This window comes from Clostridium moniliforme (genome assembly GCF_017873235.1).
GTDB lineage: Bacteria > Bacillota > Clostridia > Clostridiales > Clostridiaceae > Clostridium > Clostridium moniliforme.
The window spans coordinates 40,092-55,103 of the sequence record NZ_JAGGJZ010000006.1; the positions used below are offsets into that span (position 1 = coordinate 40,092).

The 15,012-nt window shown below is 25.4% G+C and carries 10 protein-coding genes and 1 riboswitch; of the genes, 7 read left to right on the forward strand and 3 right to left on the reverse strand.

Annotated features, from left to right (window positions below):
- Nucleotides 1-37 precede the first annotated feature (37 nt).
- A complete protein-coding gene (locus tag J2Z53_RS09545) occupies nt 38-1,021 on the reverse strand; it encodes a DMT family transporter (RefSeq protein WP_209797267.1) in 984 nt (327 codons plus the stop codon).
- Nucleotides 1,022-1,150: 129 nt separating this feature from the next.
- On the opposite strand from J2Z53_RS09545, the gene J2Z53_RS09550 reads away from it, so the two are divergent.
- Nucleotides 1,151-1,936: a LysR family transcriptional regulator gene (locus tag J2Z53_RS09550; protein ID WP_209797268.1), complete on the forward strand. Its 786-nt coding sequence runs from the start codon at nt 1,151-1,153 to the stop codon at nt 1,934-1,936.
- Nucleotides 1,937-2,144: 208 nt separating this feature from the next.
- On the opposite strand, the gene mgtA is transcribed toward J2Z53_RS09550, so the two are convergent.
- Complete coding sequence (mgtA, locus tag J2Z53_RS09555; protein WP_209797269.1) at nt 2,145-4,841, reverse strand: magnesium-translocating P-type ATPase; 2,697 nt, start codon at nt 4,839-4,841, stop codon at nt 2,145-2,147.
- Nucleotides 4,842-5,170: 329 nt separating this feature from the next.
- Nucleotides 5,171-5,328: riboswitch (M-box (ykoK) riboswitch) on the reverse strand.
- A gap of 210 nt (nt 5,329-5,538) precedes the next feature.
- On the reverse strand, nt 5,539-7,401 hold the full coding sequence (asnB, locus tag J2Z53_RS09560) for an asparagine synthase (glutamine-hydrolyzing) (protein ID WP_209797270.1): 1,863 nt from the start codon (nt 7,399-7,401) through the stop codon (nt 5,539-5,541).
- Nucleotides 7,402-7,766: 365 nt separating this feature from the next.
- Between asnB and J2Z53_RS09565 the strand changes: the two genes are divergently transcribed.
- The 6 genes from J2Z53_RS09565 to J2Z53_RS09590 all read left to right on the forward strand — a co-directional run bounded on the left by J2Z53_RS09565 (nt 7,767) and on the right by J2Z53_RS09590 (nt 14,892).
- Nucleotides 7,767-8,441, forward strand: a complete 675-nt coding sequence (locus tag J2Z53_RS09565; protein ID WP_209797271.1) for a response regulator transcription factor — start codon at nt 7,767-7,769, stop codon at nt 8,439-8,441.
- Entirely contained in the window at nt 8,428-9,813 is a 1,386-nt protein-coding gene (locus J2Z53_RS09570; RefSeq protein ID WP_209797272.1) for a HAMP domain-containing sensor histidine kinase, read from the forward strand. Before J2Z53_RS09565 ends, J2Z53_RS09570 begins: the two co-directional genes overlap by 14 nt.
- Before the next feature lie 27 nt (nt 9,814-9,840).
- Nucleotides 9,841-10,629 (forward strand): DUF3919 family protein, encoded by a 789-nt coding sequence (locus J2Z53_RS09575; protein WP_209797273.1) that lies wholly within the window; start codon nt 9,841-9,843, stop codon nt 10,627-10,629.
- The gene (locus J2Z53_RS09580) at nt 10,610-11,632 is read left to right on the forward strand and encodes an ABC transporter substrate-binding protein (RefSeq protein ID WP_209797274.1); all 1,023 of its coding nucleotides are present in this window, start codon (nt 10,610-10,612) and stop codon (nt 11,630-11,632) included. Before J2Z53_RS09575 ends, J2Z53_RS09580 begins: the two co-directional genes overlap by 20 nt.
- A gap of 153 nt (nt 11,633-11,785) precedes the next feature.
- Nucleotides 11,786-13,114, forward strand: coding sequence for an MFS transporter (gene pgtP, locus J2Z53_RS09585; protein ID WP_209797275.1), 1,329 nt, complete (start codon nt 11,786-11,788; stop codon nt 13,112-13,114).
- A gap of 350 nt (nt 13,115-13,464) precedes the next feature.
- Nucleotides 13,465-14,892: an MFS transporter gene (locus tag J2Z53_RS09590; RefSeq protein ID WP_209797276.1), complete on the forward strand. Its 1,428-nt coding sequence runs from the start codon at nt 13,465-13,467 to the stop codon at nt 14,890-14,892.
- Nucleotides 14,893-15,012 lie beyond the last annotated feature (120 nt).

Here is a 15,012-nt window from a genome sequence, read left to right on the forward strand (position 1 = left end):
TAATAGTTAATAATAAGTTTACTTTATTGACTAAAAGTCATATTCTTAACTGTTTATCATTTTCAATAATCATATCAGTAATTTTATTATTTCTTAATGATTTTAAATTAGCCATAAATGTTATTACAGAACCAACCAAAATTATTAATATACCAACAATAGTATTTAAATGAATAACCTCATTAAGTATAATAAGTGCAAATATTGGTGCTAATGCTGGCTTTATAAAGAAAATAAGTGATGAAAGAGAAACTCCAACCTCTTCCATTGCTAAAAAGTAACAACAAAATCCAATACCTGTTACTCCTATTCCTAAATATAAAAGCATAGGTAATGAACCAGTATTTATTCCTTTTAATACTGGAATATTAGCAAACTCATTTAAATTAATACTAATTAAAAATCTTGATACACCTTTAATATGAGATATTAAAATTAATCCAAGTAATTCTAAACTTCCTATTATGAATGTAAAACCAGTAAGAACTATACCATCATAAAAATATTTTTTTGTTCCATAACGACAAACAACACTATATGCTGCAAAGCTAATTGCTGACATCAATGCAAGTATTATTCCTAATGGCTTGGAAAGGCTAAATGGATTAATAATAAAAACTATTCCTAATAAACTTATAAATATTGAAATAATTATAGAAGTTGATAGCTTTTCTTTAAGAAATATAGCTGTAAATATAAGAAGTATTACTGGATTACAACTAAATAAAATAGCTACAATTGAAGCCTTAGTATAAACTATTGCAAGTTGAAAAAAAGTCATACTAATTATTATGCATAAAAATCCTGTAAGAGCAAAAAATGGTATATCCCTTTTTATAAGAAAAATATTTCCTTTTTTAAGTCTTGAAATTGCTATTGGTAATAATATTATTCCACCAATAAAAAATCTTAAAAAATTAATTTGTACTGGATTAAACATTGATCCAGATAATTTAATACTAATCTCCATTGAACTAAATAATATAGTTGCGACAATAATAAATAAGCATCCCTTTTTCATAATAAACAACACCTTATCTTTTTTCATTTTATTTTTCATCTTTTTTTATTGTATAATTTAAAATATAGAGAAACAAATCATAAATTCGAATATTATAATGATTTTTATACATTAAAAGGAGATGCTAACATGGATTTTAACCAGCTAAAATATTTTATAGTTACTGCTAAAATTCAACATATAACAAAGGCTGCTGAAAAGCTTTCATTATCACAATCTGCATTAAGTAGATCAATTTCAAATTTAGAAAGTGAATTAGGTGTTCCTCTTTTTGATAGAATTAATAGAAATGTGCAACTTAATAAATTTGGAGAAATTTTTTTAGATACGGCAATTGACCTAGTTAACAAATTAGAAAAATCTAAAAAACATTTAAATAATATAGCTAATCCAGATAAAGGAGAAATAATAGTTTCTTTTGTTCCTACATTAGGCTTACAATATATTCCTAAGGTATTAAAAGCTTATAAATCAGTTTATCCTAATAATCAATTATATTTAAAAGAATCTGATAGTAAAGTAATAAATGATGATTTAATTAGGGGAACTACTGATATTGGTATTTCTCCAGTTGTAAAAAAAGATCCTGATTTAATATACAGTCCTCTTTTTACAGAAGAACTTGTATTTTTAATTTCTAATAGTAATCCTTTGGCCAAAAAAGATCATATTGATTTTAATGATATTTCTGGTGAAACATTTTTTCATTTTGCAAAGAAAACATACTCAAGAGATTTAATTGAAAATGCTCTATCTTCTGCTAATATAACTTTATCTTCTTATGATGGTTTAGAAATTGCAAGTATTATTGGACTAGTAGAAGCAAATTTAGGAATAGCAATCGTCCCTAAGTCTGCAACTGCACATGTTGAAAATATAAAAACTTTTTCTTTACCAGGTAGCTCTAAAAAGTGAGAGAGAAAAATTTATCTAATTCAAAAAAAATCTGCTTTTATAACTCCAGTTATAAAGCAATTTATTAACTTTTGTTTAAAGTCAAAAATAGATTTATATTAAAACATCAATAAAATAAAAATTTAAATTTATATTATTATATTTATAAAAAGCAGATTCAAATTTGAATCTGCTTTTTATAAATAACTATTTAATACTTAATATATCTCTATAATAACTTACCATATTTTTTTATATATACTTTCTTTACAATTGTAACTAAGAATATGTAAGAACAAATTGTTAATGTTAAATATAAAAAGTATATAATTGGCATTTGATTCATATCAACCATTCTTCCAAGTGGTGTATATGGAATTACTGTTCCAACTAATATTGCAAGTCCAGTAAATAAAAATACTGATTTTGATGCTCTACTTTGTATAAATGGAATCTTTGGTGTTCTTATCATATGAATTACTAATGTTTGTGTCCATAATGATTCAACAAACCATCCTGCATTAAATAATCCTACAAATAATAATTTGTTAACACCTGGATCTCCATAATGTCCTCCACATACTGCTGGACATATAATGAAATACAATAATATATAAGTTGTTACATCAAATATAGAACTTGTTGGTCCAAACCATACCATAAAACTTCCAATTGATGATGCATCCCACTTACGTGGTTTCATTAAATATTCTTTATCTACATTATCCCATGGAATTGAAATACATGAAATATCATATATAAGATTTAGTATTAAAATTTGAATTGGTAGCATTGGTAAAAATGGTAAAAATGCACTTGCTATTAATACGCTAAACATGTTTCCAAAATTAGAACTTGCAGTCATCTTTATATACTTAATAATATTTGCAAAAGTTTTACGTCCCTCAACTACACCTCTTGCAAGTACCATTAAATCTTTTTCTAATAATATAATATCTGCTGATTCTTTTGCAATATCAACTGCTGTATCAACTGAAATACCAACATCAGATTTTTTCATAGCAGGAGCATCATTAATTCCATCTCCCATAAATCCTACAACGTGATCATTACTCTTTAATGTTGAAACAACTCTTGCCTTTTGATTTGGTGATAATTTTGCAAATATATTTGTGTGTTTAACAGCCTCTTTTAAATCATCATCACTCATATCTTCAATTTCTGATCCTAAAAGAATCTTACTTGAATCTATTCCAACTTGTTTACATACGTACTTTGTTACCTTTTCATTATCTCCAGTTAAAACTTTAACTTCTACTCCATAATCATGTAATGCTCTTATTGCATCAGCTGATGATTCCTTTGGTGGATCTAAAAAGCTTATATATCCTATAAGAACCATGTTACTTTCATCTTTAACAGAAAAACTTTCAGCTGGTGATGGATTGTCCTTTTTAGAAACTCCAATTACTCTCATACCATTTGCATTAAGATTTGAAACTGTTTTTAATATTTCTTTTTTAAGTTCATCAGTTAAAGTAACTATTTCTCCGTTATATTCTGCAAAGGATGATATTTCAAGCATTTCTTCTACTGCACCCTTTGTTATAACTTGTGTTTTTCCAACTTCATCCTTTAATACAACTGACATTCTACGACGAGAAAAATCAAATGGAATTTCATCTACTTTTTCATATTTTTTATCTAAATCTTCAAAGCCTTCTTTTTTTCCATATTCAAGTACAGCAACATCTAATAAATTTTTAAGTCCTGTTTGAAAATAACTATTTAAAAATCCATACATTAATACTCTTAAATCTTCATTACCATGAACATCTAAATGATTTTCTAATATTATTTTATCTTCAGTAAGAGTTCCTGTTTTATCTGTACAAAGTACATCCATAGCACCAAAGTTTTGTATTGAATTTAAATTTTTAACTATAGTTTTATACTTTGACATTTTAACTGCACCTTTTGCAAGGTTTGTTGTAACAATCATTGGCAGCATTTCTGGAGTTAATCCTACTGCAACTGATAGTGCAAATAAAAATGCTTCTAACCAACTTCCCTTTGTAAATCCATTTACAAAGAAAACTACTGGAACCATAATTAACATAAATCTTATTAAAACCCAGCTTACAGAGTTAACGCCTTTATCAAAGCTTGTCATTTCTCTTTTTTGAGTTATTGTATCTGCCATATTTCCAAGAACTGTATCATTACCAACTGATAATACAACAGCTTCTGCTGTACCACTTATAACATTTGTTCCCATAAAAGCTAAGTTACTTAATTCAAAATGGCTTTTTATATCTTTATTTATTATTTCTTTTGGTAAATCTCCAAACTTTTCAACTGCTTCTGATTCTCCAGTCATTGCTGATTCACTTACAAATAAGTCTTTAGCAAAAAGAATTCTTACATCAGCAGGAATCATGTCCCCAGCATTAAGTTTTATTATATCTCCTTGTACAATCTCATTCATTGGTATTTCAGAAACTTCGCCATCACGTATAACTGTTGCTGTAGTTGTAATCATTGCCTTAAGTTTTTCCCCAGCTTTACTTGACCTTCCTTCTTGTACAAAACGAAGAACTCCACTTAAAGTTACCATTATTGTAATTATAATTACTGTAGTTAAATCCTTTTGACCTGGTGCTGGAATTACATAGTCTGTAAAAAATGATACTATTGCAAGTATTATTAGTACTACTGAAAATGGATTTATAAATGCATCAAAAAGTCTTTTGTACCATGTTATTCCGTCACTATAACTTATTTCATTATATCCGTAATTTTCTATTCTTCTTTCTGATTCTTCTTTTGTTATTCCTTCAACTTTTGTTTCTAGTTTTTCAAATAACTCTTCCTTTTTAAGTAATCCAAATTTGATTAACTTGTTATTTATTTCTGTTCTTTTTAATTCTTTTTCTGCTTTATTTTTTAAAACACTTTTTTTCATTTTTAACCCTCCTCATTTTTCAATAGAATATGAGAATTTTGGGCAAAGTAAAACCTGCATACTACTAATATTGCATTATGTAGCAAACAGGCTTCTTTAAAACTCTATATTTTTAGGCAAATCAAACAAGCCTTGAAACTGGCTGTAATTTAAGATTAATTTTTAATTTTACCTTTAAAAATATAGACTCTCTCAGGTGCCCATCTATTCCCATAAAACTACCTCCAGCTTCCACTCGCATTCACCTCACTAATTTCTCTAAATCTAAAAATAAAAAAATCCTCATTTAAGCACAAACTTAAACGAGGATATATAAATTTCATCATATAACCTAACCCCGTTCAAGCTTCAACTCCGTAGGGCAATGAAATTGCGTTAGAATACGCCTTAAGAAATCGACGCACTCTGCTGACCTTCTAATAGTGTCTCCACTATTTCGCGGTAGCAACCCGTATCCCTATGGTAGCCTCACCTACCGAGAATATTTAATTAAATATAAAAAATACCTTTAACAACTTCATTATATTAAAGCAAAAATCTATTGTCAACTTATATATAAAAGGTTAATTTATTATTCAAAAATAGCTATATTTTTAAACATTAATACATTATTTATTAATATTGTACATAATTAATAGGTTTAATTTAACTCACACGTTCTTTATAAACTTGAATTAACAAAATATAAAATAATAGACTATATTTCAAAAATATCATCTTTATTTAATGTTTTATCTACATATAATCTGTACCATATTATAAAGACTATTATGCTCCAAACTTTTCTGCTATAATCACCTTTTCCTGCTTTGTGATCCTTTAGCATAGTTAAAACTTCTTCTTTATTTATCTCTTTAACTGGGTTGTTATCTATTATATTAAATGCCCAATTATAAAGTTCATTTTTAAGCCAAACTCTCATTGGAACTGGATATCCTAATTTTCTCTTTGAATATAAATAATCAGGTAATTCATCTTTAAAAGCTTCTCTTAAAGCATATTTTGTAGTGAATTTTTGAATCTTTTCATCCTTTGTAAGAGTTGATGCTAATTTAAATACTTCCTTATCAACAAATGGAACTCTAATCTCCAAAGAGTTTGCCATAGACATTCTATCTGCCTTAGTTAATATGTCTCCAACAAGCCATGTATTTATATCAATATATTGTCTTTTTATTACATTATCATAATTCTTAACATCTTTAAATAAGTTTTCTGTTAGTTCTAAGTCATTTCTTGATGAACTATAATTTTTAAACACTTTAGCTTTTTCTCTTTCATTAAATATGTTAGCATTACCTACATATCTTTTTTCTAGAGAGGTTGTCCCTCTTACAATAAAACTTTTCCCTCTAACTGTATCAGGTATTGCCCCTGCCATTGATTTTAATAAACTTTTCATTCCACTTGGCATATAATTAAACATTTTTAATGATTCATCTTCAGTATAAATATTATACCCACCAAAAAATTCATCTGAACCTTCTCCAGATAAAATTACTTTATAATCTTTACTAACTTCCTTACAAATATGATATAAAGGAATAATTGAAGGGTCCCCTATTGGACTATCCATATGATAAACTATTTTAGGTAACTCCTTAACATAGTCCTTATAATTTAATCTTATACTTACATTTTTTATTCCTATATCATCTGCAAATCTTTTAGCACTAGTTGTTTCATCATAACCATCAACATCAAAACCTATTGTATAAGATACTATGTTTGGATTTATTTCACTTGCAAGCTTAGTTATTATTGATGAATCTATTCCACTTGATAAGAAAGTTGCAACAGGTACATCACTTTCTAAATGCTTACTTACTGTATCTCTCATTACAGCTTTTATTTGAGCCTTTAATTCTTCTTTATCATGATTTTTTTCATTAAATTCCACATTAAAATATCTTTCTATCTTTATGTCACCATTTAAATCTTTTTCTAATAAATGACCTGGTGGAAGTATTTTTATTTCTTTAAAGATACTATCATTTGAAGGTATATATTGGAAGGTTGCATATTGACCAATTACGTCACTTCTATAAGTTAAGTTTTCATTTATTTCATGAAGTGCTTTTAATTCTGATGAAAAATAAAGTCCTCCATCTTTTTTCATATAATATAATGGTTTTATACCAAAATTATCTCTTAGAGCAGTTATTTTTTCTCTTTCTTTATCATAAATAACAATTGCAAACATCCCTCTTAATTTATTAACTAACTCTTTTCCCATACAATCATAAAGAGTTGCTATTACTTCAATTTCAGAATGTGTTTCAAATTCATATCCCTTTTTAATTAATTCTTCTCTAAGTTCTTTATAGTTATATATCTCACCATTAAAAACAATTGTATATTTTTCTTTATAAGTAAAAGGTTGTGCTCCATTTTCTATATCTATAATACTTAATCTATTAAATACAAATAATGCATTTTCATGTAGAACTTGCTTAGTATCATTTGGTCCCCTATGTATAATACTTTCTGCACATTTTCTACAAATGCTAACATCTTTATCAGTTAAATGTTCCTTAAATAGTTGTAAAAATCCACACATAATTATTTTTATCCCCTTTTTAATATTTAGTTTTATTTTTATATAAACATTTTATTTTTTTTGCTATATTCATAAATTACAAAAGCATTAGTTAAATATTACAATATAGTTAAAACTATATCTAAAATATTAAATATATGTCCATATTCATATTTTTCTATTTTATACTATTTTTTTAATTTTTACCATTATTTTTGAACAATTATATATATTTTTTTATTTTTATAATATAAATTAAATTTTTTATATTTTTATTAACATTTTATTAGTTTTTTAATTTATTAGTCAATTGTAAAAACAAATCAATTTCTGTATAATGATTTAGTAATTTAAACAACAAATTAATTTTAAAAGGAGAGAAAGATTTGAATATTTTAGTAGTTGACGATGAAATAAGCATATTACAACTTATAAAAATGAATCTAGAACTTCACAATTACAAAGTAAATACTGCAACTTGCGGAAATGATGCTATAGAATCAATTATAAAAGAAAAACCTGATATAATAATTTTGGATGCAATGTTACCTGATATTAGTGGATTTGAACTTATAAATAAAATTAAACTTATTTCAGATATACCAATTGTAATGCTTACAGCTAAAGGCGATATTAATGATAAACTTTTAGGACTTCAATTAGGTGCTGAAGATTATATAACTAAACCATTTAATAGTACTGAACTACTTCTTAGAATTAAAGTAATTTCAAAAAGAATTAATAAACATAATGAAAATTCAAATAACTCTATTTCATTAGGTAAAATAAAAATATTAATTAATGAAAGAAAAGTTTTAGTAGACTCAAAATACATAGATTTAACATTTAAAGAATTTGAAGTTTTAAAATGCTTATGCAAAAATAAAAGCAGAGTTTTTAGTAGAGAGGAACTTCTAAATAAAGTTTGGGGATATGATTTTCAAGGAACTACTAGAGCAGTTGATATATTAGTTCAAAGACTTAGAAAAAAACTAGGTCCTTGTCAAGGTTATATAAAAACTCTTTATAAAGCAGGATACAAAATAGATGTTGAAAATTAAATTAACCCTTAAACAGAAAATCATATTAACATATATAGCTATTTTAGTTCCAATTATAACCTTTATATATATTGTTAATTTTAATACTCTTTCTAAAAACTTATTAGATAACTCTCTTGAATATCTACTAAAAGAAAGTAACACTATGGGAGGATATATTGAAAACTTACTAGAAGCTAATAAAAATCCTAACAAGGAAGAAGTTTTCAAATCTATCTCTCCATTTATTGCAACTAATTTAAGTAATAGGTTTAATATTAGAGTTCAAACAATAAGTAATTCAGGTCAAATAACCTATGATTCAGACAAAAATCAGATTAGTTTATACAACAAAGATATTGATAAAGCCCTTGATGGTTCTCAATCTTACATTATAAAAAAAATAGATGGTGTTCCTTATATATTTTTATCAACTCCTGTATTTTATAATAATACTAACTGTGGAGTTTTTAGATTAATATTAAAAAATTCCTCTTCTGTTTCAATATTAAATAATACCTTAACTATAATGATAATTGTTGGAATTATTGCTATTTTCATAGGAGTAATTTTAATACTTGCCTTTTCAAAAGAAATTGTAACCCCAATTTTAACACTAAAAGAAAAATCAAAGAAAATTTCTAAAGGAAATTTTGGTGAAAAGGTTCAAATTAATAGTGGTGATGAAATTGAAGATTTAGCAAATACTTTTAATTTAATGAGTGAAAATATTGAAAAATATATAAGTGAACTTAAGGAAGCTAAGGTTAAGCAAAAAAAATTCTTTGATAATATATCTCATGAATTTAAAACTCCTCTTACTGCAATAATCGGCTTTTCTGAAATAATTCCACAATTAAAGGATGAAGAAAAAATAATAAAAAGTTCTTCTTTAATTGAAAAAGAAGGACGTCGATTATTAACATTAGTAGATGAAATTTTAATTTTGGCAAAATCTAATAACGAAAACTTTGCAATTTATGCTACTTATATAAACCTTAAAGATTTAATTGATGAATGTTTAAATATATTACATATAAAACTTTATAACTATCATATAAAAGTAATAAAAAAATACGATAATATATTTATCTATGGTGATTATGATAAAACAAAGCAAATCTTTATAAATGTTATTGATAATGCTATAAAATATAGTGGATGTGAAAATATAGAAATTGTATCAAAAGTTTATGGAGACAGAATAGAAATTTCTATTTCTGATGATGGTATTGGATTTGACACTTCAAATATAAAAAGTACACAGGGAAATGGATTAGGTCTAAACATATGTAAAAATATACTGGCTAGCCAAAATGGAGATTTTAAAATTCAAAGTACATTGGATGAAGGTACTACTATAAAAATTACTTTCTTTAAACAAAAAGAATAATATATATAATCTTGAAAGGAACTTTTTATGAGTAAGAATTTAAAGAATATATTACTATTATATTTTATATTTATAATTTCATGTTTAATATTTTACTTTTACTCTACAAGAATTGTATATAATAATTTAAAAGTTATTGATAATTTTGAATCTACAAAAAATTCTTTTACGATTAAAGTGCCAAGTAAAATATTAATTCATAATAAATATTTAGGTGATGTAAAAATTAATAACAACTTATTAATGAATGATATATTAAGATATTTCTCTAATATATCTTCATCTAGCTCAAAAAATAATAAACCTATAAAAAATGATAATGTTGTAACTCTTTCTGGTAAAATCTATTATTCAAATGGTAATACAGAAAATTTTACTGTAAATAATGCTTTAACACTAAAAAATAAAACTTATTACAACAATTCATACTATATTAATACGTTAAGAAATACACTATTTAATTGTTTATATAATTATCACCATGTATTAAAGATAATTAATAATTCAAATTCAAAAATAGTTTGTATAAAAAACCATAAATCTCATACTTTAAATAAAAAAGAAAAAGAAAAATTATTATCTTCTTTGAAAAACTTTAAAACTATGGAAGATAACAAGGATTTTTTAAATATTAATTTAAATGAGAATCCTAAATTTGTTTTTAATATTTTTATTGATGGCAATAATAATTCCATAGCAAATAATACAATATATCTTATTGTTTATAAAAATTATTTAGTTCTTCAATACTTAGGAGATGAAAATGGTAAAAATATTTATATAAAAGGTGATCTTAATGAAAATAGTTTTACATAAAAAAACATTTATACTTGGTATTTTAATTATTATTTTAATACCATTAATTTATTATTTATCTCCTAGAAAGAAAGGGACTGAATACCCAAATCTTAAAGGTAAACATCTAACAGTTTATGTTGCTTTAAGAGAAGAAGAAGCAAAGAGTTTATTAGAAAAATTTAAAAAAGAAACTGGATGTACTTATGAGTATATAAAGCTTCCTACCGAAGAAGCTGTTAAAAGAATATTAGACGAAAAAAATAGTCCAAATGGAGATATATTTATAGGAGGTACTTGTGATGCTTATGAACTTCTAAAATCCAAAAATGCCTTAGCTAAATATAAATCACCTAATTCCTATGATATTCCATCAAAATATAAAGATTCTCAAGGTTATTGGACAGGTTTTCAATTAGATACATTAGCTATAGGTATTAATAAGTCTATCTGGAATAAACATTTTGCTTCAAAAAGAATTAAGCTACCTGAGAGTTTTGAAGACTTGCTATCACCTGAATATAAAGGAAAAATAATAATGCCAAATCCAGAAACTTCTGGTACTGGATATACATTTTTAGCTTGTCTTTATCAACAATTAGGAAAATCTGGATATAAAGACTTTATAAAAAAATTGAAAAATAATATATCATCTTATACTGTTAGTGGATTTAATTCAATTCAAAGAGTTTCATCTGGAGAATATGCTGTTACAGTAGATTTCTTAGGAGATCAGCTTATTTATAAAAAATCTAATCCTAACATTATGAGTATTACACCTAAAAATACTGGCTGGAATGTAGATTCTATAGCTGAAATTAATAATTGCTCAAATAAAAAAGTAGCTGAAGCTTTTATAGATTTTATACTTTCTGATAATACGGCAAATAATCTTTCTGTAGTTTCTAAAGCTATATCAACAAAAAAAACTAATGATATTACTCAAAACATATATGAGGGATATAGTTTTAAAAAAGCAGCTTTAGAAAGAAATAATATTATGAATATTTTCAATAATAACTAAAATTAAAAAATACAAAATATTTTAAAATCTCTGAAATGTTACATTTATGAAACACTTCGGAGATTTTCTTGTATATTAATTATTTTATTATATTAATGTAAAAAAATTATAGAAAACGTAATCAGATATATTTGTATTTTAGGAGGACTTAGGATGTTTAATTTTTTTAAACCGGCACCTGCTATTGAAAGGCTGCCAAAAGATAAAATACCTTCAGCCTACAGGGCTTATCGTACTCGTATGTTTCTTATGATGTTTGTTGGTTATGCAGGGTATTACTTAGTAAGAAAAAACTTTGCAATAGCATCACCATTTTTAATTAATAATTATCACTTTACTAAAACAGATATTGGTTTAATAAGTACTGGACTTGCTGTAGCTTATGGTTTAGGTAAGTTTGTTTTAGGAAGTTTAGCTGATAGATCAAACGTTAAATATTTCTTAGGATTTGGACTTTTAGCATCTTCAATAATTAGTATTTTTATGGGATTTACAACTGGAGTTTGGCTTTTCTTAATACTTATGATTATTAACGGATTATTCCAAGCAATGGGTGCCCCACCATGTTCTATAATAATCGGAAAATGGTTCTCACAAAATGAAAGAGGACTAAAAATGGGAATATGGAATACATCACATAATGTTGGTGGTGGACTTATAGCTCCTATAGCTACTTTAGCATTAATTATGTTTGGATCAAATAACTTTCAAAGTATATTCTTCTTACCAGCTGCTATTTGTATTGTAATTGCTATTTTTGTGTTTATTATAGGAGCAGATACTCCTGAATCAGTTGGATTACCTCCAATTGAAGAATATAGAAATGATTATCCAGAAGTTAAAGTTGATGAACCAGTAAACTTAACTTCAAAAGAAATAATAGTAAAATATGTTTTAAAAAATAAATATGTTTGGTACCTATGCTTAGCTAATATATTCGTATATTTAATAAGACAAGGTGTTGTTAACTGGATTCCAATATATCTTCAACAAGATAAAGGATTCTCAGTTGCTGACTCAAACTGGGCAATGTTCTTATTTGAATATGCTGCAATTCCAGCTTCTATATTACTTGGATGGCTTTCAGATGTTTTATTTAAAGGTAAGCGTGCTCCACTTAGTATAATATGTATGATTGGTGTTATATTTGCAGTAATTGCTTATTGGACAACTGCAAGTTATATGGTAACTATGGTTTCAGTTGCTGTAATAGGTTGTTTCATATATGGACCACAATTATTAATTGGTATGAGCTTAATTGATATTGTTCCAAACTTTGCTGTTGGTTCTGCTGTTGGTCTATCAGGTCTTTGTGCATACCTTCTAGGTGAACTTATGGCTGACTTAGTTATAGGATTTATAGCAGATCACTTTGGATGGAATGGAGCTTTCATGTTTATAATAGTTGGTGCCGTAATTGCATTACTATTATTATGTTTAACTTTAGGTATTAAAAAACCTACTAATGAAGAGACTAATTAATTTACAATTAATTTAGTATATATGGGAACTTTATTAAGTAATACATTTTAAATTATGCATTCTTAATAAGGTTCTCTTTTTTATAAATTTATATTTTTAGTAAACAATATTTTTATTTTATTATCAATTTTAAATAATTTTAAACGTTATCCTAAATTTATGATAACGTTTAATTTTTGTTGTAAAATTAATTTATATAATAATTAACCTTCTTAATTTATCTTTTGACTCTCGCATGTATTAACTTAATTCTTAACAGAAAAAGAAGGATGAATACTTATTAATGATATTAAAAACATAAAAAATTATTAATATAATTTGGTTCTTATACATACAAGGGAGGAATACTTATGAATAATATTAAAAACTCAAAGAAATCATCAAGTGAAAAAAATTTAAGTTCTTCATCTAATGGGAACTTAATTGATTTTTTTACGAGTAATGATCCTACTTGGGATAAACGTTGGAAGTATAATTGTGTAATTTTTATACTTAGTTATATTTTTATGGGGGCTGTAACAGGTATAACAAACGATGCATTTATTTCTTACTTAAACCTAACTGTACCAGATGTTGTTAAAGCTCTTCCAACATATACTTCAATTGCTACTCTTATAATTGCAGGAATTCTTTTATTAATTCATAAACTTGGTTATAAAAAAGTAATTCTATCTGCACCTATAATTCTAATAATAGCACTATTATCTTGCATATATTCTAGAAATACTATAATTATTATGATTGCAAATATATTAGTTACTATAGGGGCTGCACTATTTGATTTTATTTATCCACTTATGTTTACTTCTTATACTCCTAGTGATAAAAGAGTTTCTATGTTCTCAAAAGTTATGTATGCTAATTTAATCAGCCAATCTCTTTTAACATTTTTTGATGGTAAAATTGTTGTTTGGAAATTTAGTAAATTATTAGATTTAAGTTATGATAATGCAGCTATTTTATCAGAACATCAAAATGAGATGAATTCTTTTCAATTAAATGCATATACATCATCTTATACATTTGTTTTATGGATTGCAATTATATTTACTTTATTAGCTTTAATTTGCTTATTTTTCTTGAAAGAAAAAGTTGAAGATTATAGAGAAACAGAAGAAGAACTTAAAGAAAGAAAAGCTAGTAATAAATTTGATATTAAAATATTCTTCAATAAATATATAATAATGTGGATTGTAATATTTAGTATAATAAGATTTGGTGCTTTACTTGTAACACCATACTTCCCTATTTACTTAAATAACTTCCTACACATTAGTAGAGGAACTGTATCTACAATAATCACATTACAAACAATAGCTATGGTTTTAGGATTCTTAGTAGCACCTTATTTAGAAAAAAAATTAGGTTCTATAGTTACTATTGTTATTACACTTTTAGGTTGTGTTCCTCTAATGCTATTAATGGCAAATGGTGCAATGTTTACTTCTAATGTAGCTTTGATAATTGGTGCAATATTATTCTTAAGATCAGGATTTGCAAATGCTTCAAATCCAATACAACAATCATTACCTCTTACATTTGTACCTAAAAACTTAAAACCAACTTTTAGTTCACTTCTTCTTCTTGTAAATTCAATAGTTGGAATATTTGCAGGAATATATACTAAAAATTCTTTATTAGTGAACAATTCAGGTTACTCAAAGGCTTATTATATAGCTGGTGTACTTTACACAATTGCTATGATACTATTATTAGTTTTATTTACTAAAAAATATAATAGATCATTTAGCAAAAAGGATGAAGAAAAACAAAATTAGCCTCTTCTAAAAATAATAAATATAATTAAAGGCACAATAATATAAATAATTTTATATTATTGTGCCTTTTATATATGAAAAATAAATTTTTCATAATATAAAGTATACTATATATGATTT

Excerpts from the sequence above, each read along its gene's own strand:
- J2Z53_RS09590 (WP_209797276.1), top strand. The coding sequence starts at position 13,465 with ATGAATAATATTAAAAACTCAAAGAAATCATCAAGTGAAAAAAATTTA.
- J2Z53_RS09570 (WP_209797272.1), top strand. The coding sequence starts at position 8,428 with ATGTTGAAAATTAAATTAACCCTTAAACAGAAAATCATATTAACATAT.
- J2Z53_RS09545 (WP_209797267.1), bottom strand. The coding sequence starts at position 1,021 with ATGAAAAAGGGATGCTTATTTATTATTGTCGCAACTATATTATTTAGT.
- J2Z53_RS09550 (WP_209797268.1), top strand. The coding sequence starts at position 1,151 with ATGGATTTTAACCAGCTAAAATATTTTATAGTTACTGCTAAAATTCAA.
- mgtA (WP_209797269.1), bottom strand. The coding sequence starts at position 4,841 with ATGAAAAAAAGTGTTTTAAAAAATAAAGCAGAAAAAGAATTAAAAAGA.
- J2Z53_RS09575 (WP_209797273.1), top strand. The coding sequence starts at position 9,841 with ATGAGTAAGAATTTAAAGAATATATTACTATTATATTTTATATTTATA.
- pgtP (WP_209797275.1), top strand. The coding sequence starts at position 11,786 with ATGTTTAATTTTTTTAAACCGGCACCTGCTATTGAAAGGCTGCCAAAA.
- J2Z53_RS09580 (WP_209797274.1), top strand. The coding sequence starts at position 10,610 with ATGAAAATAGTTTTACATAAAAAAACATTTATACTTGGTATTTTAATT.
- asnB (WP_209797270.1), bottom strand. The coding sequence starts at position 7,401 with ATGTGTGGATTTTTACAACTATTTAAGGAACATTTAACTGATAAAGAT.